Source organism: Aeriscardovia aeriphila (assembly GCF_002259595.1).
Classification (GTDB): domain Bacteria; phylum Actinomycetota; class Actinomycetes; order Actinomycetales; family Bifidobacteriaceae; genus Aeriscardovia; species Aeriscardovia aeriphila.
Window position 1 is genome coordinate 57,750 of record NZ_MWWU01000004.1, and the last position, 26,201, is coordinate 83,950.

Annotated in this window: 15 protein-coding genes; 8 read left to right on the forward strand and 7 right to left on the reverse strand. The window is 53.9% G+C overall.

From position 1 onward, the window contains the following. Positions 1–50: 50 nt before the first annotated feature. From AEAE_RS06045 to AEAE_RS06060, 4 genes are all read left to right on the forward strand, one after another. On the forward strand, positions 51–1,745 hold the full coding sequence (locus tag AEAE_RS06045) for a metal-dependent hydrolase family protein (RefSeq protein ID WP_158520550.1): 1,695 nt from the start codon (positions 51–53) through the stop codon (positions 1,743–1,745). A 404-nt stretch (positions 1,746–2,149) separates the two neighbouring features. Beyond that, entirely contained in the window at positions 2,150–2,743 is a 594-nt protein-coding gene (locus AEAE_RS06050; RefSeq protein WP_158520551.1) for a MarR family winged helix-turn-helix transcriptional regulator, read from the forward strand. Further along, positions 2,740–4,695 (forward strand): ABC transporter ATP-binding protein, encoded by a 1,956-nt coding sequence (locus AEAE_RS06055; RefSeq protein ID WP_094690259.1) that lies wholly within the window; start codon positions 2,740–2,742, stop codon positions 4,693–4,695. Before AEAE_RS06050 ends, AEAE_RS06055 begins: the two co-directional genes overlap by 4 nt. Before the next feature lie 151 nt (positions 4,696–4,846). Continuing rightward, positions 4,847–6,754 carry an ABC transporter ATP-binding protein gene (locus AEAE_RS06060; protein ID WP_244569670.1) on the forward strand — a complete coding sequence of 636 codons (1,908 nt, stop codon included), beginning with the start codon at positions 4,847–4,849 and terminating at the stop codon, positions 6,752–6,754. 487 nt (positions 6,755–7,241) lie between these two features. Here the strand turns inward: AEAE_RS06060 and AEAE_RS06065 are convergent, their stop codons facing one another. The 6 genes from AEAE_RS06065 to AEAE_RS06090 all read right to left on the reverse strand — a co-directional run bounded on the left by AEAE_RS06065 (position 7,242) and on the right by AEAE_RS06090 (position 18,157). Further along, complete coding sequence (locus AEAE_RS06065; RefSeq protein WP_094690260.1) at positions 7,242–7,445, reverse strand: hypothetical protein; 204 nt, start codon at positions 7,443–7,445, stop codon at positions 7,242–7,244. 518 nt (positions 7,446–7,963) lie between these two features. After that, positions 7,964–8,884: an L-lactate dehydrogenase gene (locus AEAE_RS06070; protein ID WP_094690261.1), complete on the reverse strand. Its 921-nt coding sequence runs from the start codon at positions 8,882–8,884 to the stop codon at positions 7,964–7,966. Between the two features lie 60 nt (positions 8,885–8,944). Next, positions 8,945–9,838 (reverse strand): class C sortase, encoded by an 894-nt coding sequence (locus AEAE_RS06075; protein ID WP_094690262.1) that lies wholly within the window; start codon positions 9,836–9,838, stop codon positions 8,945–8,947. A 110-nt stretch (positions 9,839–9,948) separates the two neighbouring features. Then, positions 9,949–11,646, reverse strand: coding sequence for a SpaH/EbpB family LPXTG-anchored major pilin (locus tag AEAE_RS06080; protein WP_094690303.1), 1,698 nt, complete (start codon positions 11,644–11,646; stop codon positions 9,949–9,951). 2 nt (positions 11,647–11,648) lie between these two features. Further along, positions 11,649–16,277, reverse strand: coding sequence for a SpaA isopeptide-forming pilin-related protein (locus tag AEAE_RS06085; RefSeq protein WP_094690263.1), 4,629 nt, complete (start codon positions 16,275–16,277; stop codon positions 11,649–11,651). A 512-nt stretch (positions 16,278–16,789) separates the two neighbouring features. After that, positions 16,790–18,157: an MFS transporter gene (locus AEAE_RS06090; RefSeq protein ID WP_244569664.1), complete on the reverse strand. Its 1,368-nt coding sequence runs from the start codon at positions 18,155–18,157 to the stop codon at positions 16,790–16,792. A gap of 950 nt (positions 18,158–19,107) precedes the next feature. Between AEAE_RS06090 and AEAE_RS06095 the strand changes: the two genes are divergently transcribed. Beyond that, positions 19,108–20,373: an MFS transporter gene (locus AEAE_RS06095; RefSeq protein WP_094690265.1), complete on the forward strand. Its 1,266-nt coding sequence runs from the start codon at positions 19,108–19,110 to the stop codon at positions 20,371–20,373. A 150-nt stretch (positions 20,374–20,523) separates the two neighbouring features. Next, the gene (locus tag AEAE_RS06100; protein WP_094690266.1) at positions 20,524–21,621 is read left to right on the forward strand and encodes a hypothetical protein; all 1,098 of its coding nucleotides are present in this window, start codon (positions 20,524–20,526) and stop codon (positions 21,619–21,621) included. A 105-nt stretch (positions 21,622–21,726) separates the two neighbouring features. On the opposite strand, the gene AEAE_RS06105 is transcribed toward AEAE_RS06100, so the two are convergent. Beyond that, a complete protein-coding gene (locus AEAE_RS06105; protein ID WP_094690267.1) occupies positions 21,727–22,764 on the reverse strand; it encodes a zinc-binding dehydrogenase in 1,038 nt (345 codons plus the stop codon). Positions 22,765–22,949: 185 nt separating this feature from the next. Here AEAE_RS06105 and AEAE_RS06110 point away from each other — a divergent pair, with 185 nt between their 5' ends. Then, entirely contained in the window at positions 22,950–23,516 is a 567-nt protein-coding gene (locus AEAE_RS06110) for a MerR family transcriptional regulator (protein ID WP_094690268.1), read from the forward strand. Positions 23,517–23,882: 366 nt separating this feature from the next. Further along, positions 23,883–26,180 carry a heavy metal translocating P-type ATPase gene (locus tag AEAE_RS06120; protein ID WP_094690270.1) on the forward strand — a complete coding sequence of 766 codons (2,298 nt, stop codon included), beginning with the start codon at positions 23,883–23,885 and terminating at the stop codon, positions 26,178–26,180. Positions 26,181–26,201: the final 21 nt, after the last annotated feature.

Below are 26,201 nucleotides of genomic sequence, written 5' to 3' on the forward strand. Positions count from 1 at the left end.
ACGGCGACTACCCTTGAGAAAAAGAAAACTTTCAAGGAAGGATGCTGCCTATGCTCGACAACACCGCGCAGAATTCCAACAATGGCGTGAAGAATTCTTCTGCTGAGACTGCTGACACAACCCTGCCCGACACCACCTTTGCCGAGGAGTTTGGCGAAAGCATGGACGACGACCTTGCCGATGTCAGCTTGAGCGATCTGGGCAAAGATGCTAGCGATTTCCTGACGAGCTTGCGAGACCAAGCCGTCGAGTTCTGGCAATCTCAAGCCAAACCTCAGCTCGGCCAAGCAAGCGAACAGGCAAAGAATGCCGTAAGCCAAGCCAATGCGCAACTCGCCGCACAGACGCAGAAGCTCAACGACTTGACAAGGCTCCTCAAAAAGCCTGACCACGTACCGTTCGCCATCACCCACGTGAGCATCGTCGATGACCTGGAAAGCTCGCCAGACCAACTCGACATGCGCCGCAACAAGGTGCGCGTCTACCCTGACCAGACAATCGTCGTCGGCGCTGATGGCAAAATCGAGGAAATTGGCGATAGCGCAAGCATCGAGCCGGCCCTGCCACAAGGCTATCGTCGCCTCGACGCTACAGGAAAGTTCGCCATCCCAGGCCTGATCAACCTACACGTGCACACCTTCTCCAACGGCAAGCCGCTGCACAAGATGACGAGCAAGGATCAGACGCTGAAAATGCGCCGATTCTTTGACACGAAGCCAGGCCGAGAAGCAGCTTTCGCACTCAGCCTCAAGAACCTAGAAACGATGCTGCGCTCCGGCGTCACTACTCTTCGCACTCTGGGAGATTTGGGCGATGACGCTATTCGCGTAGGAAAGCTCGTAGAGGAAGGCCACATTACAGGCCCGCGCGTTCTCGCCTCTGGCCCAATTATCGCTGCCGTTGGTGGCCACGGCGCTCCCCTGATCTCCGTGGAATGCGCTGATGAGGCTGATGCAGCTGTCGCCGTCGATCGCAATATCGCCATGGGTGCAAGCGCTATCAAGGTCGCTTCGACTGGCGGCGTAACTGATTCCACTCAGCGCGGCGAGGCTGGAGCAGTTCAGCTCACCGAAGGTCAGATGGCCATTATCTGCGAGATTGCTCATGAGCACGGTCTCCTCGTCGCAGCTCACGCTCAAAGTTTGGACGGTGTGAAGAACGCTTTGCGCGCCGGCGTGGACACCATTGAGCATGGCAGCGAGCTTGACGACGAAGCGATCGCCTTGTTTAAGAACAACCCGAAGGCATTGCACGGTTTCTCCAGCTTTGACGCCACTGTTTTAGCAGGTGTTGCTATGCGCGATCTGCCGCAGTCTGTCACTCAAATTGATGACATTCCACTTGCCAACGGTACTGACATTACCAATGGTATGCTTGCAGGCCTCAAGCAGGCGAAAGAGGCTGGCATCGTGGTCAGCATGGGTACCGATTCTGCTATGCCGTTGGTCACTCAGTATGGCACGTGGCGAGAGCTCCAAGTGCTCATGAAGTACGCCGATTACACCGCCGCAGAGGCACTGTACACGGCAACTCATGTCAACGCTGGAGTTCTTGGCTTGGGCAGCGAGATTGGCACGCTGCGTGAAGGCTATAGCGCTGATATCGTCATCACTGATGAGAACCCGCTGGGAAACCTCTCCACCTTGGGCGATGTGGAATTGGTGGTGGCTCAGGGCCTGCCAGTGTTCCATCCTCAAGTCAAGAAGAATGAGGAGATTGAGCGCAACCTCGATATGCTCGGTTAAACACTGAGATTATCAGCGCTGATAATCTGCGTGCATGATGATCCCTGTGCCCGCTGGTTCGGTACTCGAATCCCTGTGCATGATGATCCCGCGCTGATAATCTCCTCTCCTTAAGCCCGTACCTGCAGGCAAGATGACTTTTTCAGCTCCTCGGTGCGGGCTTTCTTTTCCTGGCTCCTACCAGGGCTTACCGCAACCTACCGGTAAGCCGCCATTGCCGCCAAGCTCAGGCTTTCTGGCGTCTACCAGGGCTGACCGCCACCTACCAGAGCGAGCTTTTATGTGAAAGTTCCTTCACCTTTTCCTGCGTTTCGCTCAGAAAGAATGTTGCACATGCAACAAAATGTAGTTATTGTTGCACATGCAACAAAAAAATGAGAGGTAATAGTACAAGGAGGCAGCACGTGAGCAGTGCAGCACAACCCTCCGAGTCTCACAACCAACCATGCCTCGAGCCAGAAGCCTTCGAAGACTTGACCTCCCCGTCAGTCTCCTACTTCGCCAAGCAAATGCATGTTCTTCACTCGCTAGTGAAGAGGCTGCTCGACGCTCAAATGCCAGAAGATGGCCGTTTAGTGGGTTCCAGCAGTTTTTTCTTGCTGTATTACTTGCGTCACAGGTCTGAGATGGCGGCAAGCCAAACTCAGATTGCAGCAGATAAAGCGTCGTCACGATCCTCTATTTCTCGAGTGATCGACCATCTCGAAGAACTGGGAATGGTGGAGAGGCATGAGGACCCTACAGACTCGCGAGTTAACCTCGTCACACTCACTGATAAAGGCTGCAGAACAGAACGGCAGATGAGTGAGAGTGCCATTAAAACATGGGCGACCATGCTGGACGGCATTAGTCCCGAGGATATTTCTACTTCAGCCAAAACGCTGCTTGCCATGAAACGTAACGTGCAGCGAGCCCTTGATGAGGCTGAAGGCGATGACAAAGCTGAAAGTTCAGAGAAACGAGACACTATGACGAACACGAGAGAGGAGGAACAGTGAACAGCGCAACAAAGGCTTTAGCTTCTCAAATTCAGGACGAGCAAGAAGAGCTTACAGCTCGCAGTTCAACTCAAACTGCTCAGGAGCTTCTTGCCCGCGAGGAGGCAGAGTTTACTCGCGATAAGGGTTCTGCTAAGGATTTCTTCTATCTTTTCCCCAGCTTCCGTGAGTATGGCAAGTATGCTGCCGTGACTTCCGTTCTCATCGTCATCGAAGCTATTTTCGAGCTGATGATTCCAACCTATATGGCTCGCCTGATCGACTATGGAATCACTCCTCGCAATATGGCCGAAGTCTGGCATTGGGGATTGATTCTCATCCTTCTCGCTCTTCTCTCCATTGGCGCTGGCGTGGGGGCTGCTTTCACTGCTGCTCGCTCAGGTGCTGGTTTTGCGAAGAATTTGAGGCGTGATCTGTTTGAGAAGGTTCAGGCTTTCTCCTTTGCCAACATTGAGCATTTCTCGACGGGTTCAATCATCACTCGTTTGACGACGGATGTGACGAATGTTCAGAACTCGATTCAGATGATCTTCATCATTGCCTTCCGTGCTCCTGTGATGATGATCGTTTCGATTGTTCTGTGCTTGAGGCTCAATGTGAAGCTGTCGCTGATCTACATCGCAGTGATGATTGTTCTGGGTGTGGTGTTGCTCAGCCTTGCTGGTTCCGTACATCCTATTTTCGTTCGCGTGTTCCACACCTATGATGTGTTGAACTCGTCGGTGGAAGAGGATATTAACGGCATTCGAGTGGTGAAGGGCTTCAACCGTGAGGCTCATCAGTCCACTATTTTTAGGCATATTTCTCAGCGTATTTATGAGCTGTTTTGCAAGGCTGAGTTCCGTATGAGTTGGATTGATCCAGCTGCGAATATCAGTATTGCTTTCATCATTATGATGACCTCGTGGGTTGCTGCTCAGGAGATTGTTGCTTCGGGTAACAATGAGGCTTTGGGTATGACGACGGGTGATTTAACGTCCCTGTTTTCTTACGCTATCGCCATTTTGATGTCGACGATCATGTTGATGGGCGTTTTCGTGATGATTATCATTTCGCGTGCGTCCGCTTCGCGTATGGCAGCTATTTTGCTGGAGAAGAGCGATATGCAAAACCCTGAGCATCCTCTCATGGATGTTCCTGATGGTTCTGTGGACTTTGAGGATGTGGTGTTCCGTTATGACGCTCAGGGTACGGGTACTCCTGTGGTGGACCATGTGAGTATGCATATTCCTTCCGGTTCAACCATTGGCATTATTGGTGAAACGGGTTCAGCGAAGTCCTCTCTGGTTCAGCTCATTCCTCGCCTTTATGATGTTCAGGAAGGCTCTGTGAAGGTGGGCGGCCATGACGTGCGTGAGTACGATATGAATGTTTTGCGTCATGCCGTTTCCATGGTTTTGCAGAAGAACACGCTGTTCACCGGTACTATTGCTGAGAATTTGAGATGGGGTAACCCTGATGCCACGGATGAGCAGTTGCGCCATGCTGCCCAGCTCGCTCATGCTGATGACTTCGTTCAGGAAATGCCGAAGAAGTACGACACGATGATCGAAGAGGGCGGTACGAATGTTTCTGGCGGTCAGAAGCAGCGTCTGACGATCGCGCGCGCTATTTTGCGTCAACCGAAAGTGTTGATTCTCGACGATTCGACGTCTGCTGTTGATACGAAGACGGATGCTGATATTCGTCAAGCTTTCGCTACAGAACTGCCGAATACCACAAAGATTATCATTGCTCAGCGTTTGAGTTCCGTGGAAAGTGCTGACCAGATCTTCTATTTGAGGAACGGCATGATTGCAGCTCAAGGCACCCACGAGGAATTGATGGAAAGCTCTGAAGATTACCGCAGCACGTGGCTGTCGCAAAACGAGGCCAAGCAGGCGGGTATCGAAGAGGGAATTATCGATGAGAACGGTAACGAGATTGCAGCAAAGGAGGGTGAGAATGACTGAAGCTACGATGAATCGCCATGGAAAGTTGATCAATAAGCGTCGTAACCCTGCGATTGACGCAGAAAGTGGCGCTCCTGATTTCAAGGGCCCTCGTGGCCGCGACCGTGCTGCTGCAAACTCGCGCGTGCACGCTGGTTCTTTCAAGCGCTTGATGAGCTATATTCTCAAGGATAAGCTGCGCATTGTCATCTTCGTCGTCACTTTGGCGATGGATGCGGGCGCTTCTGCCTTGGTGTCAATCGTGTCGAAGAACTTGATCGATCAGTACATTATGCCGCTTCTCAAAGAGCAGCATCCTGATTTTGCTCCGCTGGGTCGTTTCTTGCTCACGATTGGCGCAATCTTATTCGTTTGTGCTGTTGCCAAGCTCATTTCTCGCCTGGTGATTATTCAGGTGGAGCAGGGAACACTGAAGACGATTCGCGATGACATGTTTGACCACATGCAACAGTTGCCGATCGGCTACTTTGATTCCACTGGTCACGGCAACATTATGTCGCGCTATACCAATGATTCGGATACTTTGCGTCAGGCTATTTCGCAGAGTTTCCCGAATGTGTTGAACTCGGCACTGCAGTTTGTTGCCAGTTTCGTTGCCATGCTCATCCTCTCGGTTCCACTGGCTATCATTTCGGTAGTCTTTGTGGCCATTGTGATGTGGGTTTCCAAGGGAGCTATGAAGCTTGCTTCCGGCTTCTTTGTTGACCAGCAGAATGATTTAGGTCAGGTCAACTCTTTTGTGGAGGAGACTATTAAGGGCGAGAAAGTCGTCAAGGTGTTTACCCATGAGGACGCCACCCTCGCTCAGTTTGACGAGCATAATGAGAAGCTGTACCGTTCTGCTGTTCACGCCAATTCTATTGGCAACTCAATGATGCCTTTCGTCAACAACATGGGTTACTTGCTCTACGTTATTTTGGCTGTCGTTGCTGGTTCGATGGCTATGGGCGGAGGCTGGAACCTCACGCTGACGGGTATGGCTCCGATGACGATCGGCACGGTGATTGGCTTCTTGCAGCTTTCCCGTGGTTTCATCAACCCGATTGGCCAGATTTTCCAGCAGGTTGCTTCCATCATGATGGCGATGGCTGGTGCTTCCCGCATTTTCGAGCTGATGGATGAGCCGATTGAGAAGGATAACGGCACTGTCACTCTCGTCAACTCGGTTGTTGAAGAGGATGGTTCAATTCGTGAAACCAGCCGCCACACGGATACGTGGGCATGGAAGGTTCCTCAGGGTGTGAAGGTGGATCAGAATGCTGCTGATCTTTCCTTTGTGACGAAGGCGAATAAGCATGCTCAGCCTGGTATGGCTTATGCTCCTTTGCAAGGCCACATCACCTTTAAGGATGTGAACTTCTCGTACGTTCCTGGCGAGCAAATTCTCCATGACATCACTTTGGAGGCAAAGCCAGGCCAGAAGGTCGCGTTGGTGGGTTCGACAGGTGCTGGTAAGACGACGATTACCAACCTGATTAACCGCTTCTATGACCTCGACTCTGGCCAGATTCTCTACGATGGCATTGATATTCGCTCCATTGCTAAGCCTGATCTGCGTCGCTCTTTAGGCTTGGTTCTTCAGGACGTCAACCTGTTTACCGGAACGGTGATGGATAACATTCGCTACGGTAAGCCGGATGCAACGGATGAAGAGTGCATTGCGGCTGCGAAGTTGGCAAATGCTGATGGCTTCATTCGTATGCTTCCTCAGGGTTATAACACGTGGCTTTCTGGCTCTGGTGATGACCTTTCTCAAGGTCAGCGCCAGTTGATCTCTATTGCTCGCGCTGCTGTCGCCGATCCTCCGGCGATGATCTTGGATGAGGCTACTTCGTCGATCGATACCCGTACGGAGGAGATTGTTCAGTCGGGTATGGATGCTCTGATGAAGAACCGCACCGTGTTCGTCATTGCTCACCGCCTGTCTACGGTTCGTAATTCAGACCTCATCATGGTGTTGGAGCATGGTCGCATTTTGGAGCGCGGTACTCATGAGGAGCTGATCGCTCAGCGTGGTGAGTATTACCAGCTGTACACGGGCAAGTTTGAGCTTGACTGAGTTGGGTTTCGCCACGTTGCGCTTAAAACAGTTCAGTTTGCTGGCTTGAGTTTGACCAAGTCGAGCTATATGGCTTGAGATTATCAGGCTGATGAGGGCGGCTGCATACGCAGTCGCCTTTTTGTATCTACCCACCGAAAAAGCACAACTGTACGAGAGCCCTCACTGCACCACTGTTTCACGTGAAATATTATCTCCCTAGTCGTTCCACGAAATGATCGCGAAATATCGCAAGCAGGGAATCATGGAACGGTTTGCGCGGAGGATACCGCAAGCCAGCTTTCCCGCAAGGCACTGATGTAGAACGCAAAACGGGAACCTTTCGGTTCCCGTTTCATCTGAATGATCCTCTGTGTGTTACGCACTGCGTGTGTGGGTTCTCAAGCCACGAGCAGTTCTCTCTGCGCAACTTCACTTTCTTCTTCTCTTACGAAATCTTCAGTGTTCTTCAGTTATTTGTATCTTCAGTTATCTGTTTCTTGAGTTATCAGTGTTCTTCAGTTTTTTCACCGTGCGGTGTCTTCAATTTTCGGCAGTTGAATTTTCTTCTTCTCTTCAGTTTTTCGTCTTCAGTTTTGAGTTTCCCTCCATCTTCAATTATGTTTTCAGCATTCTTCTTCGCCTCTCTTCTGCCCAGCAGCCCGCGCTCGAGCAGAACGAAGAAATACGTTCTGAAAACTGGGAGCTTCATTGCTCCTTTGCCTTTCAGTATTGAACCAAATTCGACATAAAATGGTCAAGTGTTTGTTGGCGTTTATCGATGAAATGTTCATTAGCCTGTAACTAGCCTTGTAATTACGCCTTTTTATTGCGTGTCTTTGACAGTTCGTACAAAATTATACGGCTTTCATCGCCCTACTTGTCAAAGTGTTCATCGCGCATTTTCGCCCTTATTCCACTATCTCTCAGCCAATACGCCTCAAACCGTTCGTATTCATACCCTTCTTACCAGATACCCTGATAAGCAATTGAAGCACCCCACTGACAATACGTTCAGTATCTCACCGGTTCGATTGAGCTAGCACAACACCTCTGAAACCAGCACCCTCCACCAGTTCCCACGCAAGCCTGAGGCCACATCGAGCCCGCGCTACGGCAACAAAACCGCAGAAAACAAAAACTGCGCAAACCGAAAGGCTTGCGCAGCAGTAACACACTGCCGAATACGCTCACACGAGCGATGAAGAGCAGTGATAATCTTGAGAAACTCTAGTCCCTCGAGCCAGCGACTCGTTCCTTAATGAATTCGGCCGAGCTCTCCATCTTCGCCTTTTCCTCGGCAGTAAGCGCAAGCTCAGTCGTCGCCACAATGCCATCGCGACCAACAATAGCCGGGTAACTCAGGTAAACGCCGTAATCTTCACGGTAATGAGAGACCGGCAAAACGGTGTGAGAATCTTGGAAAACGCATGAAACGATGCGGCACGCAGCGGCAGCCACACCATAATTCGTGTAATGCTTGCCCGAAGCGACGGCGAAACCACCCTCACGAGCGAGCTGAGCGAAATGCTCCAAATCCCAACCATTCTTCTTGGCAAGCTCAGTAATCGGCTGGTTGAGCACACCAACCGTCGACCACGCGGTGAACTGCGAATTGCCATGCTCACCCAGGTTGTAACCCGACACGGAACGAGGGTCAACACCAAGCTGCTCGCCCACGATGCGCTGCATACGCGCGGAATCGAGCAGGGTGCCCGTGCCCAGAACGTGGGAGGTCGGCAGGCCAGTGAGCTCCTGGTAGAGGGCGGTGATCACGTCCACCGGGTTGCTCACCACGACGAGCACGCCGTTAAAGCCCGAATTGCGAATATTCGCAGTGATGTCGCCGAGGGCCTTGCGCGTGTAGCGCAGTTCGGCAAAACGATCCGACTTGGACTCCATCGTCAGGCTGATTTTGCCCAGCGTGGAGATGATGATCTGTGCATCGCGCAGCTGAGACCAGTCGTTCACCGTGATGTTCACATGGTTTTCGAGGTTTGCCAGCGCGTCTTGGAAGTCGAGAGCGTCGGCGTTAACCTTCGCCTCATTGATGTCGTAGAGTGCGAGATCGTCGACCATCTGGCTGGCGATCAGTTGGTGGGCGACAGCGGCGCCCACATTTCCCATTCCAATAATGCCAATCTTTCGCATACTTCTAGTGTAGGTGCAGCTCCCGCCGGTTACACGACATTTCTCGGCGGCTTGAGATTATCACTGCGCACTATGCGCCGCTGCGCTGCGACGAGAATAGCGAACCCTGCTGCGACGAGCCGCGATACCACAGCCCACAATCATCACTGCTGCAGCAACGAGCCCGGCATACACCCAGCTCGGGTAAATGCCGTCATCGCTTTGCACCTTCGCAGCAGAATCGCTCACCCGCTCGGCGCGCACGAGCAGACGATGCGAGTTGACACCATAAGGCGTGCAGGTGAGAAGAGTGACGTAATCCTTGCCTGGAGTAATGCCCAAATGAGTGGTGTCCTCCGGGCCGACCACCCACATTTTGTCAACGCGGTATGAGAGCTTCTCCCCCAGCACGTGAATGAAAAGGTAATCGCCTTTCTCCAACTCGTCGAGGCGCGTGAAAATCAAGGCGTTCGGCAGGCCGCGATGCCCGGCAATCACACTGTTGGAGCCTTTTCCTCCCACCGGCAGGCTGGTTCCGTACAGGTGGCCAGCGCCAGAAGAGAGGGTTTGCACGGTAGTTCCGCGGCGAATCGCCAGATTAACAGAAATTTTAGGAATCTCGAGCGTAGCAATAACCGAGAGCGCATCTTGGGAGCCTTTCACGCTCAACTGGGACATATATTCTCGGTCGTTTTGGTAATGCTCATCGTACAAGCTCGGAATAGGAGTTTTACCCACGCTTAAGCGGTAGTTATAGTCTCGAGCTGCTTGCAACACTTTTTCTCGCTGCTCGTGGCCCAGCTTCGCGGCCGCATCATCATAGTGGGCGACGGTGGAGGCTTCATCCAATGCTGAAATCGACTGGGAAACAATCGGGTAGAGCAGCAAGCTTAAGCCTGCCAGCATGATGAGAATGGCGACGAGAGTGCGTACAGAAAAACGAGGAGATGCGTGTGGCTGAGTGCGATCAGTCATAACACACCTCCTCGTTTCGTGTTCACCAGAGCTCAGGCCCCGCGCCTGGCTCTGAAGAACGATCCGGACGTGGCAGAGTCACCGTCCGGGGCTCACTAGCAGTGTTCATCTTAAGCGCGCTTGCGAGCAAGCATCATGACGCCACCGGCGATCAAAGCGATACCAGCGACGACGAGAACAGCAATGCCGAAGCCACCGGTACGAGGCAGGAAGCCCTTGTAGTTCTTGACGGTGACGGAACCAGCATCGACGTTGTTAACGGTGTAGTGGATTTCGTAAGGAGTTGGCATGTCCTGACGGGCGAGCTCATCCTTCTGATCCTTGTTGGTGGCCTTCACCTCAACCTGAACGTCAGCACCCAAGCGGTTGTAGCCTTGAGGAGCGTTGACCTCGTGCAGGTAGTAAGTGCCTTCCTTCAGGCCTTCGAACACCAAGTTGCCATCAGCATCGGTGCTCACCTCGGTGAGGGTGCCTTCTGGGTTGTAATCGTAGTGGTTCTTGACTGCTGGGTCGGCGTTGAACTTGAGAGCCGAAGAGGTGTCACCCTGCTTGGTGAGGACGGAGAAGGTTGCGTTGGCGAGCTTTTCGTTGGAGTTGCCGTCAACCTTGTTCATCACGATCTGGAAGCTGTAGAGGTAAGCGTGCTCTTCAGGGGTCTTCTCACCGTCGGAAGCCACCTGTGGGTCGTGCTGGTAGGTGACGTCGTAATCGTTGTCGTTACCAGTGGAAGCGATGATGGCCTTGTCGTTGAGGTGAGCGGTGTAGTAAACCTTCACCCACTTGCCAGCGAGCTCGAGGTTCTTCATGTTGTTCGTGGTGTCAGCGCCGGTTGGGTCGCCGAAGTTCATGGTGAGCTTCTGACCATTCTGCTGCATTTGTGGAGCAGTGTAGGTGGAGAAGTCAGCATCCGATGCGGATGGGGCGAAGTCGGTGCCCACCTTGATGGAGTCAACCTGGTCGAAGGTCAGGCCCTCAGAGAGAGTATCGCTCATCGTGAACCAGAAGCCCTTGTAGGTGTACTGAGAAGCCCAGGAAGTAGGAATGTAGAAGGTCAGCTCGTAGTGCACGGCCGTGTTCTCGTGTGCCGTGTCAGCCTTGTGCTGGTGAGTGATCTTACCTTCGCTATCCACGTCCACAATGTTCTTGTGGCTTTCTGGAGTGGAGCTCTTCAGTTCCACGCTCACATCCTTGGAAACAGGAGTGGTAATCACGAGAGAGACTGGAGAATTGTTTTCCTTAGTGGATGGGGCTGCTGGGTCAGCAGCGGTGGTTTCCTTCACCAGGTAGAAGCCAGTGGAAGGAAGGCTTGCCTTTACAGAAAGCTTGTCGTCAGAGAGGACGAAGGCGTCCGACTTGACGGTGGATTCGATGCCCTTAGCCTCAATCTGCTTGAGAAGGGAGTCGGCGAAGGTGCGGTAGACGTTGTTGGCGTCGACATCGCTTTCCTTTTCTGCGCCGCCCAGGTAGGAGATTGCCTGCAAAACGTCAGCAGAGGACGATTCTGCGGTGATGGCCTTGCTACCGTCAACGGTGAGCTTTGCGTCGACTGCTGCTGCTCGTACGGCGTCGTCGTAGCCGGTGTTGATGCTCAGCTGGTAGGAATCAGCAGAGTCCGAAGTAGCAGTGTTGTCGATGAGGATTGGCTCCCATGCCTCGAAGGTGCGGCCTGTGAGGTCCGTCGTGCTGGTCAGCGTCAGGCTGGGCTGTTCAGCGGCCTGTGCGCTCAGAGCGGCAGTACCGGCCATCGCGAGGGTGGCAACGCCAGCGACCATCATGGTCACGGCTTTCTTCCACACTGTAGCTTTCATAGTTAATTCCTCCCTTTCCCCATCTTTGGGGACAAATCTGAATACAGCCACGCTCCCAGGATCAACAAGATCACTGCAACGACAACTGCTATTGCTTGGCCCGGAAGCGAGCCTGTTTGCGGAAGCACGTACCACTTCTTGGTGTTGGTAATGCTTCCAAAATCGATGTGCGCGCTATAGCTGCTCGTCTCGGCAGCAGCCTTGTCAGAGCCGTCGGCGCTCGCCTTGTCGGTGGCTGAGCCAGCCGTGTCAGCGCTTGTCGTGGCATCTGCTGCTAGGGCGGCGCTCACTCCAATATGCGCGCTGGTGTGAGTGGTGACGTCGAGAGAGAAGGTTTCCGAGGTGGCCAAATAGCCTTCGGGAGCTTGCGTCTCCTCGAGCGTGTAGTTACCCCATGGCAGGCCGGTGACCGAGAAGATTCCGTCCCTCTCGTCCTCGTCGCACAGAACGCCTTCCTTACTGGTGGTCACGCTCACTTCACCGTCGTGCTTGTCGCTGCTCGTTTCTGGAGCAACAGCCTCGCATGCATGAGCAGAACCCGCGTCAGAACCCGAACCCGAACCCGCGTCAGCGCTCTTGCCCGTTGCGTCCACCACGTTCCACACCAACACTTCGTGGTGCGTCACGCCGGTAGCAGCGTCGGTATAGTTGCGCTTCATGGTGAGCTTCCAGTGCGAACCTGGCAGAAGAGTTCCCTTATCGTCGCTCTTCTTCCACGTTGCGCTGCCTGGTTTCTCGGAGTTCTTGAGATTACCCAGAACGATATTCGTCAACTTCTCTTGAGCATTGTTAATCTCAAAGTCGGTTGGCTTGGCCGCGAGCTCATAGCCGGTGGGGGCTTGGGTTTCGCTCAAGCGGTAGAAGCCGTTGAGCAAGCCGGTGACCCTAAAGTTGCCCGGTTCACCGCTACTTTCCGTCACGCTCAACACACCCTGATTACCAAAACCAGATTCGCTATCCACTGTGGTGTAGCTGGAATCGGTGTACTTGGTAATCGACCACGTGGAGCCTGCCAGAAGCGAGTTATCCGTGCTGCTCACCTTGTTCCACGACACTGAAGTAGGAGTATCGATGAAGGCGATCGGAGAGTTATTGTTATCTGCCAGCACCGAGCTATCAGCACCGGACGTGTCACCTGCATCGGTAACGCTCAACTGGCCGTTGACGATGCTGAAGCGGCGAGGGGTGCTGCTCAGTGCATAGCCGTTGGGAGCGAGGGTTTCCTCGACGGTGTAGTCGCCATCTTGCAAACCAGCGACGCTGACATGGCCCGGCTGAGCGTTCATATCGGCGAGAACCGGAAGCCCAGAGATCACGCACAGAATCGTTCCCTTCGTGCCGTTAGCAGCAGTCACAGTAATGGTGGTGATGCCCGGAGCAACAGCATGCACTGCGCCAGTCTGTGGGTCAACAGTAGCCACAGCAGTATCAGAACTCGTCCACAACGCTCCTTGCAGCGGGCTGCCATTCTTCACAGCTCCCATCATCTGGTTTTGGCCCACGAACATCATGGTCGAACCGGTGATGCGAATGCCCTTGCTTGGAGGGTCCTGAACGGTGACGAGAATGCTGGTGCTCTTCTTGCCCGCAGTTGCGCTGATGGTGGTTTGACCAGGGGTTTTGGCCACCACATTGCCTGCGTAGTTGACGGTTGCCACGGTAGGGTCGGAAGATTTCCACGTCGCCTGAATGTTGGACACGGAATCTGGACTGACCTTGTGGCCTAGGGAGATGACTTGCCCGGAGTACAGGCCGATTTCGCCGTTGACTAGCTTGTCACTGGTAATCTCGATGGATTCGACTGCTGCAGAGCAGGGGTTCGTATGTGTAATGGTGTTGCTGCCTTGGGAGAGCACAGTTACTGGCCAGGTCGGGTCGATGGTGTAACTGCCTTTCGAGCTACCGTTGTTGTCCCAGTGTCCGTCCTTGAGCCCAGGGGTATCAGTAAACACCGCATACCCAATGCTGGCAGGTTTTTCAATGGTGTAGGAAACCCAACCAGCGCACGCTTCCTGCATCGGCTGAGCCTGCGTCGTCCACGTAGTGCCGTCAACAGTGTAGTGGATGTAATAGCTTGGCCAGTTGGTGCGCGACTTTTGGTAGTACAGCGTCACTTGGTTTTCCGGCTGGCTGGCCTGGGCAGGGTTGCCGACCTGGATGGCGAGCTGGGTGGTGTAGTTGTTGTATTCGGCGGTGATAATCACCATGCCTTCGCTGATCGCCGTCACTTCACCGTTTTGGTTGACGCTGGCAATCTGAGGGTCGGAGCTGCTCCACTTGGCCACGGAAGGGTCGGTGTAGCCGTCAGTCCAGTGGAAAAGCATCTGCTGGGTAGTGCCCGGAAGCATGAATTTCGAGCCGTCGATGCACATCACGTCGGGGTCGACCTTGACTGGCCCGTCACCCAACACGTTGTACATAACAACAGCCTTCTTATCGCCGGCACGGGCGGTCAGAGTTGCCATACCGTGGGCAATAGCGTGAACAGTGCCATCGGGCTCGACTACGGCGACATTGGTGTCGGAGCTCACCCAACTAATGGGCTCGTCGGGGAGGAGCTCGTGGTTTTGCCCTTCGACACTGGCATGTGCGTGGGTTGTTGCTCCCACTTTGCCTTGCTTATCGTCAATAGTTGCGCTAACCGAAGAGATGGTGCGGGTCGAGTCGGTGACGGTCCACTCTTCGCCCGTCGTAGTGTTGGTCACCTTCCAGGTCGCCCCGGCCAAGAGTTTCGCATGATTATCAGCATCGGCCTTGTACCAGGACACATGGTTCTCCTGGTCGGCGATGTAGTGGAAGCCGTCAGCGCTCACACCGTCACCGGGTACTTCATTGACGTCGTTACCGGTGAGTGTGGTGGTCACTTCGTAAATATTCGTGTTCACCAAATAGCCTTCAGGGGCTGTGGTTTCCTTCACGAAGTAAGTAGCGTTAGGGCGCAGGCCTTGCACGAGCAGGTGGCCTTGCTCGGAGCTCCAGTCGTTTTCACCGTTATCAGTGACGGAAAGAAGCGCGGTGCCGTTGCTTTCAGCAGATTCACGGGTGGTGTAAATATTCCACGAGGAGCCAGGCAGAAGCTGGATGCCACTGTCGTCCGTCTTGCGCCATTCGATAGAAGAACAGGTGTTAGCCACTGCGCCCGACCATGGCAGAACATGGCGTTCCTCATCCATGTCGAGCACGGAAGCGCTGACCACTCCCCCGACCTTTTGTGAGGCTGGGGTAGGCGTGTTCATCAGGTAGTTGCCCGTCACCCACACACGCCCGTTGGTGGTGACGTGGTCGTCAAAGTTGCCGTGAGGAACGATCACCGAGCCCAGGAGGGCCGCCGCTGGGTCGTCGCTGCTGGTCAAGCCGTTGTTCGCGCTCGCGTTGGTGGTTTTTCCGCCGTATATCGTGAGATTATCAGCGTCGACGAAGTTCCACAGCAGTTTTTGGCCGACCTGTGCGTACAGGTCTTGGATGGCAGATGGCACGGAGTCGGAGTAACCGTTGCCGATTTGCGTGCCATCCCACCACACACGCCAGCCGTTATGCCAGGAGATGTTCTTTCCCCTGACATTGAGAACAACGGAGGCGTTTTCAGGGATGTTGGAGAAGCTCAGGTCCAAACCGCGGTAACCGTCAGAGTTAAGCTGATCGGCAGTGAGAGAGAACACTTGCAGTTTCGAAGCACCATCTCCAGTGAGGTAGAGTACTTTTTCTGCGTTTGCTGGGTTTTGTGGGCCGTCGAAGTGCAGAGCATACGAGATTTTTGGCTCTTTAACTCCGTCTGCTGAGCTGTAGTTGTACTTGTAGTACGTCACATCTTCAGCAGGAGCGATTCCGGTGGTGGCGAAGCCGTTCGCGGTGAGATCTTTGAGGGAAGTCGATAGCGTAATGACCTCATCGTCGGCATTCGTCAGGTCTTGTGTTTTTCCAGCGAGCACCACATGGGAGAGCGGATTGGCATCGTTGAAGGTCAACGGGCCATTCTTGGCGGTGTACTGGCGCAGAGATGGGGTGCCTTTCTTGCCCCACACATCGGTACTCGAGCCGGCCACGAGAGCATTAAACAAGTGATTGTTGTTTCCCTCAGAATCACCAGTTTTGATGCCCATACCAGCGTTCCATGCTTGCACATGGGTGACAGGACCATCAGAGGCTTGTGCATTGCGCGAAAGTGTGTTCGTCTTTCCGCCGACTGCGAGGATGGTCGAACCATCGTCTGGCAAGTACTGTGAACCGAAGGAAACGATGCCAAAAGTGAAGAAGCCTTTGAGCGGGTTGGCGATCAGATCACCAGACACCAGTGTCGTTCCCTCTGCTTCCGCCGCGTATGAGCCATTCGGACCGGTTGCAGAATCCCAGTTCATATTCTCGAGATTTCCGATCACCATGTCTTTACCCACATAAGTTGCAACATGGTGATCTTTGGAGTCGAGGGTGCCGCTGGTATCGATGTTCATATGCAGCTCTTCGCTGGAATCGCACAGGGCTCCAAGAACGGTATCGGCATTGGCATAGTTGACGAAAGTAGCGCAGGAAAGTGCAATAACTGAGAGAGCGGCCAGAAGGGAATGACCTTTCTCACGAAGGGTTTTGCAAACGGATGCATTCAAGAAGTTGCGAGGGGTACTACTGTGATGCATGCACACCCCATCTCCTTTGAATACAGTTTTCCCCGGGCAATGAATACACTGATTTCGCAGGGAATAGCCCCTATGGCATCACTGCCACAAGAAGAAAAACTCTGCCTACACCAATGAGAATACCCCCCCGCAATGCGGATCAAGGGAGAATTTACGATCGAATTATTTATTCTTGCAAACGTAGTCAACAGATTTGAGACGAGAGTAGCTTTTCTTTCCGTGAAACACGATTTCCAAAATACGGAAAGTTGTTATACCGCCGGCGTGTCGAGGAGAAATTGTGAGCGCTCACACACTTTCTCAGTAAAACCGTTGTCAATCAGCCATCAATATAACTACCGATCAGCGCTGGAGAACACCAAAATGGCTCGGGGTGATGAGGTACCGTGATAATCTCAAGTGATGTTGCTATTTTCTTCGGCTATTCGAAGATTTTAATTTTCGATGAAATTATTCATAGGTTAATCAATAACAGCGATGGCAACGTTCTATTCGCATACGCGAATCTGCGATCAACGCGAAGCTCTCATCGACCTGCCAATCTGGAGAAGGGCGAGAGAAGAGAGAGCAGCCAGGAAAGCGAAGATTGCGCCAAAAGCTCCCAAAGCGGTCAAACCAACATGGTCGTACACCACGCCAGAAACTGCAGCACCCAGCGCAATGCCCGTGTTGAAACTCATCGAATTGAGCGAGTTCGACAGGTTGAGCGAGCCAGGGTGAGTTTGAAGGGCAGAGTCGACGTAGCAGATCTGGGACGGTGAGTTTTGCAGGTAAATCAGGAAGCCTAAAGCCATCACCAACACGAAAACGCTTCCATGCACGAGTACAGACGAGCTGCGAAGAGCCCACCAGCAGGCCGCACTCAACAGCACCAGCGTGAGCACCTGAACCGCGTAGAAGCTCCACATGCGTCCCAAAGGCTGCTCGATAGTCCCTCGACGAGCGAGCACGCCCGAGTAGAGGTTCGAGAACAGCGCCATCACGCCGAAAAGAATGAGCACCAAAGAGACGCGAGCCTGAGCGACCCCCGCGAACTGGGTCAATACCGGGGTGATATACGTATAGAAAACGTAGGTCGCAGCCGCGCCGAAGATGACGCAAGCGCAGCCCAAAACGATGCGAAGGTCGCTAAACAGCAGGAATTGACGAAGAATACCCACCGCCGAGGTGCTCTTACTGGCAGGCAGAACGGCGATGTCCACAAGGAGAAGGGCGATGGTCAGAAGCGTAATGGAGTGGAAAGCCCAACGCCAACCGGAAGTTTGGGCGAGCCACGTGCCTGCGGGGACGCCAAACACCGAGGCCAGCGAGAAGCCGGAGAAAACCCAAGCCATGAAGCGAGTGCGCTTGCTGCTTTCAGCGACTTGAGGGGCGAAGGTCATGTCCACAGCAACCAAGCCACCTGCGACGAGGGCAACGATCATGCGAGAGAGAGCAAGAACGGCGTAATTGGGCGCGAAACCAGAGAGCGCGTTGCCGATGAGGAAGACGCTTACCATGGCCAGGTAGATGCGTTTTCGTTGGAATCTAGCGGAAAAGGCGGCGACGAGAGGGCAGGCGACGGCGTACACTGCGGCAAAAATCGACACCAGGTTGCCGACGAGCACTTGGGAAATATGCAAGCCTTGGGCTATGTCGGGCAGAATGCCCATCATGATGAACTCGTTCGCTCCCAGAACGAAGCTCGTCGTCACCAGGCAGATGACGGGTAGGGTCCAGAAGCGGCCGGGGATGATGGCGGATTCTTCGTCAGGCAAGTTTTGAGCGGCGTTCCGTGCGGCGCTGTTGTCAGGGTTCGCTGGAGCCTCCAGGTCGGTGGAGTTCTCGGGGTTCATATTCTGTTGACTCCTCGCCTGCTTCGTCGATGTCGCCTGTGCCATCTGTACCTTCGCCTTTATATGTCCGCTCCTGCGCTTGCCGCGTACGCTTTCCATTTAACGACGAGAGCCCGCCGAACAAGGCTGTGGCGTGGCGGGAGTCTGCGGGCGAGGAAAGAGCTTGCGAGCTGGCGGGAGCTCAGGAAATGGCATCAGCATGGTGACATCGTGGCTGCCTTATGCCCCAAAGGTGAAAAGAACGTGAAGACGCATCACCCCTACACCAGCACCACAGGCTAGAGCAGGCTGAAAAAGTGACTTTCCGAAAGTAAAAACGCCGAATATTTCAGTTGTAGTGAAGTAAAAACGGAAATTTTCTTTTTGTTTACGCACTTTACTTATTTTTTTCACCTGCTGAGAAAACAAATTAATGCACGAAAAGAAATACCACCGTTTGCAAAGAAAGAAGTAATTTCAACAATAACCCCACGAAAAATGAACTCCACAGCTCAATTTTTTTATTTTCTTCCTTGTACTAAATACTCAATTAGCCACAAATTTAGGTGTCGTTTATTCTCGAACTATCAAGAACAGTTACATGTGAAACACCACTCTCCGTGCTTCTCGCCGTTCTGATGCTGTGTTTTATGCCCAGTAGCGCTCATGCACTACCCAGACATCGCTCCAGCAACCCGGCAGAGATCAGTGCGGTCAGAGTGGGCTTTTTGCTTTCTTGATGCCCTGTGCACAAAACAGGTAGTCAACAGTCTCAGCCACTGTTTCTACCTAGCACGCCAGTCTTTTATCACCGTCGATACATCCCTTGTGGGGACTGTATCTTCGCATGCCTTGAGCACGGCGAAAAGATGAAGAGGACAAGACTGGACCAACACAAGGCATACAAAGCAGAAGCAGCATGCCCCTCCATCAGGGCAATGTTTCACGTGATATAGCTACACGCAGGCGCCTTCGCACACTGAGGGCGCCCGCTCGCTATAGACAGAGAGGAACCCATGACCTCAACTACCTCCGCAAGCTCTGCTGAGCGCTCGAGCTTCACCTCTGAGCAGCTCACCCCACTGATGAGCTTGGGCATTATGTCCTTCTGCTTGGGCATGTCGCAGTTCATCATCGTCGGCATGCTGCCCAGCGTCGCACAAGCTTTGACCGGCGGCAACGCAGGCCAGGCAAACCAGCTCACCGCCGCCTACACCATCGGCATCTGCATCGGTCTGGTTCTCCTGCCTCTCGCCCGCAAGATGAACGCAAAGTGGTTCATCACCCTGCTCGCCGTATTCATGCTCGTCGGCAACCTTCTCACCTGGATGTTGGGCCTGGTGGGCGCCTCTGCCTTCGCCCCACTCCTCGTCGCCCGCTTCATCGCCGGCGTTCCTCACGGCACCTTCTTCGGTGTTGCATCCCTGATCGCCGCTCAGCTTGCCCCCAAAGGCAAGGAAGGCGCTGCAACCGCTATCGTCGTCACCGGTCAGACCGTTGCTGACGTCATCGGCATCCCACTCGGTGTTTACTTGGCTTCCACCATTGGTTGGGCTCCCGTCTTCCTCATCATCACCATTCTCAACGTTCTGGCTTTGCTGCTCGGCGTCTTCACCATTCCAGCGATCCCAGCGATGACGGGCGAAGCTGGCAAGAAGGGCTCTCTGATCGCCGCTATGAAGCGCGTCCCGTTCTGGGCTTATGCTGTGGCAACCTTCCTGGGTGGCTTGGGCTTCTTCACCTTCTACAACTTCGTTTCCGCTTGGGCTCAGAAGGACGCTGGCTTCTCCACTGGCTTTGCTGGTGGCGTAAAGTCCACGATCTGGCTCATGGTCGTCGCCGGCCTGGGTATGTTTGTCGGCTCGATTTTGGCTGGTAGGTTCGTTGACCAGTTCTCCCCAGCTCGCTCTTTGCTCATTGGTTTGACTTGGCAGAGCGTTGCTTTGGCTCTCTTGTGGCTCATCGCCCCTCATTCGGCCGTTTTCACTTACGTTCTCACCTTCCTGATTACCGCTTCCCTGTTCTATGTGTCCGGTACTCCAGGCTTGATGGTGGCGAACGATCTGACTGCTCGCGGCCTTGCTGGTGGCGTTCTGTTCAACTTGACGCTCAACGCTGGTAACTTTGTGGGCACCCAGGTGGGTAACTCGCTGGAGAAGGTCACTTCTTCTTACTTGCCATTCGCTGGCGTCGGCTTGGCCTTCACTCTCGTTTCCCTGTTGTTGACCGTTTACTTGGTCGTCGACGAGAAGCGTGAAACCCCATCCGTCATCAACGACTGATGGGTTTCTCAAGATTATCAGCGCTGTTTATTCCTCTCAGCTGAGAGTTTGCGCGCACTGATAATCTCCTATAGCTCTTCCCCGGCTTTCATACTGCGACCCAATGCGCAGGATGAGAGTCGGGGATTTCTTTTGTGGGATAATGGGGCCATGGCATCGAAGAAGTCGCAGCAAGCACATACTTCACGCAGGACGGGCGCGGGTCGTACTCAGGCCAAACCTCGTTCCTCGCGCAGGGCGACTCCTTCGCGCAAGCCTCGCGCACCGCGTAATTCCAACGGCCCCCGTAATTCCCGCGTACCGCATAATTCTCGAGCCCCTCGCAAGCCTCGCACACCGCGCAACTCGAGCGGTACCCGCAACAGCTCACTCTCGCGTAATGCCAACGCTTCTGCGGCAACATCGCGGCTTTCCCCAGGCGTGCGCACCGGGCTTCTGGTCAGCCTGATCCTCGTTTTGGCGATGGTCGGCGTCTTCGTTTTCAGCAATATCCAGCAGGTCAAGTCGCTGGTTGCCCAGCAAAATAGCGATGCCAGGCTCTACTCTTTCAACCCCGGCTACATCATTTCTGACAATCTTTTCTTCAACGACAAGGCGATGGACGAGGAGCAGGTTCAAACTTTCCTCAACACTCAAGGCCAAGATTGCCAGGGCGAGTGGTGCGTGAAAAGCCACCGTTTCGAGGTGCACGCTGAGGAGAAGGACGAGCTGTGTTCCGCCTACACTCCGCCCGAGATTACCAGTACGGAAAATCGCAAAGCCGCTTCGCCCGTTGCAACGGGTGCGCAAGTGATCATGGCAGCCGCACGCAGCTGCCATATCAACCCGCGCGCGCTGCTCGTTTTACTGCAAAAAGAGTCGGGCGTGGTGACGATGAGGAACCCGCAGGAGAAGAATTATCGCTTTGCTATGGGACTCAACTGCCCGGATAATGCGGCTTGCGATAAGAAATATGCGGGATTTTTCAATCAAGTATTTGGCGCGGCCAGGCGTTTTCAGTACTATCGCGCCAACCCTGGCCAGTACCAGTTTTCCGCGCAGCATGTGAATTCTATTCGGTTTAATCCCAATGCTGCCTGCGGTTCGAGCAAAGTGTATATCGAGAATACGGCGACGGCTTTGCTCTATATTTACACGCCTTATCAGCCCAACCGTGCTGCTCTCGCAGGCAAGCCAGATAGTTGTTCGAGCTTTGGTAATCTCAATTTTGCCCGCCTGTGGGAGCAGTGGTTTGGCGCTCGCCAGTAAGCCTGCTGTTTAGGAAAGCTAGCGAGCAGTGGCAGACATTGCTGCAAGCAACTGTGTCCCGCACTGGATGGAGCGCACCAGATGAAGCGAGAGCACAGTTCAGCGTTATGCCCACGGGTTGAGCATCACTTTAATTTCTCGACGCTCATCCATATCGCGATAGGCTTGCGCAGCCTTTTCCAACGGTAGTTCTTCAGTGAAAACTCGACCGGGGTTAATTTCGCGGTGCATAATCTTGTCAACAAACTCTGGCAACCAGCGGCGAACAGGAGCTGGGCCACCATGCACGTGAACTGCAGAGAAGAAGAGCATCTCACCATCAATGCTCTGATCGTGGGAAACACCAACAAAGCCGACTGACCCACCACGACGAGTAGACCCAATGGCTTGCGTCATCGACTGCTGCGTACCCACAGCTTCTACTACTGATTGTGCTCCCAACCCATCGGTGAGCTGTTTGATGCGAGCAATGCCTTCCTCACCACGCTCAGCAACAATCTGGTCCGCGCCAAATTCACGAGCAATAGCAGCACGATCCTCATGCCGCGACATGGCAATCACATGCTTGGCACCCAACATTTTCGCCGACAATACGGCTTCCAAACCAACAGCACCATCACCCACGACGACTGCAGTGTCAGTGTGAGGCGTTACATCGGCAGCCCACGCGCCGTAATAGCCTGTGCCAAAAACATCGGAGGCAGCAAGCAAGCTCGGGAACAGATCCTCATCAGGCGTGGAGCCATCGCCTACCCTCACGAGAGTTCCTTCAGCATTGGAAACACGCAGATACTGAGCTTGTGCCGCACCGACAAAATCGCGGTGAACGCAATCAGAAGGGTAGCCAGCCTGGCAAATAGGGCAGGTGCCATCAGAAGTAGCGAAAGAGCCAACAACAAAGTCGCCCTTCTTCAGGCCAGTGACAGAAGTGCCCAGCTCGACGATTTCACCAATATATTCGTGACCCATGGTGACAGGGCCGTTCTCATATGGTTTTTCAATACCGCGGAAAGGCCACAGGTCAGAACCACACACGCAGGCACGTACCACGCGAATCACGGCATCAGTAGGCTTATTAACATGCGGAACAGGAGCTTCCTCGACGCGTACATCGCCGGGAGCATACATGAATGTTTGAAGCATAGTCTGCCTTTCTTACCACGCTGACTTACCACACTGTGTCAGTGGCAATCTAGAGGAACAAGGTTGTCAGTGCTCATGTTCTTCTATGCTAAAACTTAAAGTCAGGTTTAAGTCAAAGTGTTGATGTTGCTTTCACAACAGCAGCGAGAAACAAAGCAACCAGGAAACAGAGAGAAGAAAAAACTATGAACGACAACAGTGCACCTCAGAACAACCAAATCTCCTTCACTGACCAGAACCATGCCTCTACACGGGGGCAAATGCGCAAACACAAGCCGCAGCATGAGGAACAGGAGACGTATAGCATTGGCCAAGCTGCAAAGATGCTTGGAGTTCCTTCATCCACCTTGCGTTTCTACGAAAAAGAGCATCTTCTTCCTCATATTTCTCGCTCCTCAACAGGCTTACGCCGCTATTGCGAGAACGACTTACGCCTTGCACAGCTCATCGAATGCTTAAAGGCCACAGGAATGCCACTCATAGAAATTCGCAGCTTCGTCGAACTTGTCGAACAAGGAGACGCATCTATTGATGCTCGCCTCGAATTCTTCCATCGTCAACAACGCAGATTAGAAGAGCAGAGAGCAGCGTTAGAAGCCCAACAAAACGCCTTAGACTTCAAAGTTTGGTACTACTCCTGCGCTCAGCAAGCTGGAACAACACAAGCTCCTGAGCACCTTCTGCTTCAAGGAGTGAAGCAACGCCCTCAAATTCTTCGCATTGCTGGTATTGACGCTGAAGCAGAATCCTAGCGAGCGTTGGCATGATCACAACCAGCCCTGGCGTGTTCGCACAAGCATTTTGCTTTCTTGCTAAATCAAAGCGGTCAGCTATACTTGAGGGCGAGCAGAAGCAGCGCGACCGTCGCTCGCCATTGGAGGTTACGACGGGTTTGCACGGCAACAGCAGGATCTCAATGGCAGATCTGCAAGCTTCTCCTCCACCAAGCCTGGTGACAGTGCACCAGCATCAGTGAACTCAACATGTACGAACAAGCATCGTACGGACGGGCGAGCTGAGCTACGCACGACACCAGCACGTCATACGTTACGCTCAGCGCCCGTTTGACAGGTGGCACAACCGTTGGCCTTAGTCACGGGTGCGGCAAAGGAGAAGGAATGCCAACTCGTCCGCATCGTTCGTTTGGTGAGTTAGTTCGCCGTTTTGTAGCGAATGCTCCCATGCTTTTCGTTACCGTTATAGTCGGTATTGTTTCTACGATTCTGTGGTTCTCCGGCAAGTCATACCCACATCAGCTCGACCTGTTCAGCGTAGCCTGCTGGACGCAAGCCCCGGCTCAAACGGCCGCAGCGGCACTCTTCACCGTGCTGACAATCTTTACGGCTCTCGATGAGCTCTTCGGCTTCACCCTTGACGGCATTATCACCGGCCTGATCCACGGAGAAGTGGGCGCCGACTTCCTCGCCGTCATCGCACTGATTTCAACCCTGTGCGTGCGCGAGTTCTGGGCCGCCTGGATTGTGGACGTGATGGTCTACTCCGGCGAGGCCATTGAAACCTACGCTCAGCTGCGTGCTAAGAGAAATTTGGCGGCCCTCATCGACGCCGCTCCTCAGATCGCTCATATCGTCACCTCGACGCAGGCTCTCGCCGAGCAGGCCGAAAAGCTTGACCAGAAGGCCGGCAAAGCTGCTCCTGAGACTACCGCTGCAAGCAACTCTCAGGCTGGAGCAACGGTAGGCCAGACTACCGCTGCAAGTGAGGCTTCCGAAAGAATCGACCCGAACCACCCATTCTTCGCCACGGGCGAGAACGCGCCTGCCGAGGAAATGGCCAGCGAGTGGGAAACCGTTCCTGTTGAGCAGGTGAAGGTGGGCGATTTGCTCATGGTTCGCCCCGGCGAAACCATTCCTGTCAACGGTACACTCGTTTCGCGCACTGCAACCGTCGACCTGTCGATGATCAACGGCGAGCCTGTTCCCGCTGACGTGTTCCGCGGCGACCAGCTGAGCTCTGGCGCTGTGAACGGTGCAAGTGCCCTGCTCATGCGCGCTACTGCAGCCTCGGGCGACTCCCAGTACCAGCGCATCCTCGACTTGGTTCGTTCTGCTCAGGAATCTCGCGCCTCGGTGGTCAAGACGGCCGACCTTCTCGCTATGCCGTTCACCGTCATTTCCCTCGTGATTGCCATTTCGGCGTGGGTTGCCACTGCTATGAGCGAAGGCTTTGGTATGGGCGCTCTGCGCTTCACCCAGGTGCTCGTTCTCGCAACCCCATGCCCACTGCTCATCGCGGCTCCAGTGGCCTTCATGGGTGGTACTGGCCGCTTGGCACATGCCGGAATCATTATTAAGAGCCAGGATGTGTTGGAAAACCTGGGCCGCGTGTCCCACATCTTCTTCGATAAGACGGGTACGCTCACGCATAAGCGTCCAGCAGTGTCTCGCGTGGATATTGCTCCAGCAGTACAATCTCGCTTCAATGCCAACCATATTCTCGCCATCGCAGGCCCACTCGAGGCATACTCCGTGCACATTCTGGCTAAGGGCATTCGCTCTGCTGGTGACAAGGTATTGGCCGAGCACAATATCGAACGCCCTCGCGTGACCAACCCGCAAGAGATTGCTGGTCAAGGCGAAATGGGCATGGTTAACGGCCATGAAGTCAAGATTGGTCGTTTCACCTTCGTCACCGGCCAACAGCAGGATGAAGCTTCTGCCACTCACCCAGCTCAGGTGCAGGAGAAAGAAGCCGAACTCATCTCCCAGTACTTCTCTGAGCCTTTGGCTGCTAACGAGATGGCCACTTACGTTTCCATCGATGGTGAAGTCACTGCTCGCATCATCCTGAAGGATTTCGCACGCGAGAATGCACGTCAGAGCCTTGATAATCTCAAGAAGCTCGGTATTGACCGCCTGTCCATGGTGACCGGCGACAAGCCAGGTTCCGCCCAGGTTATCGCCCAAGAGGTCGGCATTAGCGACGTCAAGGCAAGCCTGCTGCCAGAAGAGAAGGTGGCCGCCGTTGCTGCAGCCCATAACGAGCCAGGCATTCCAGAGTCGTGGCCAGTGCGCGTGCTCAGGCGCATTAACCGCGAGCCTGCCGTTCAGCCGGTGACCATGATGGTGGGCGACGGCGTCAACGACGCTCCAACCCTCGCATCTGCTGATATTGGTGTGGCTATGACTGACGGTTCGTCGACGGCTGCTTCCGAGTCGGCTCAAGTGGTGATTATGAACGACAACATCGCGATGGTTCCGCGCGCAATCACCATTTCTCGCCAGACCAAGCGCACCATGCTTCAGGCGAGCTCCGGCGGTATCATCATCGCCATCGTCATGATGCTGCTCGCTGCCTTCAACTTCATCCCGGTTGTGGTGGGCGCTGTGCTGCAGGAAGTGATCGATGTGATCTCGATTACTTGGGCACTGACCGCGCTGATCGATAAGAAGTAAGGCCGACTGGCTCAGAAGTAA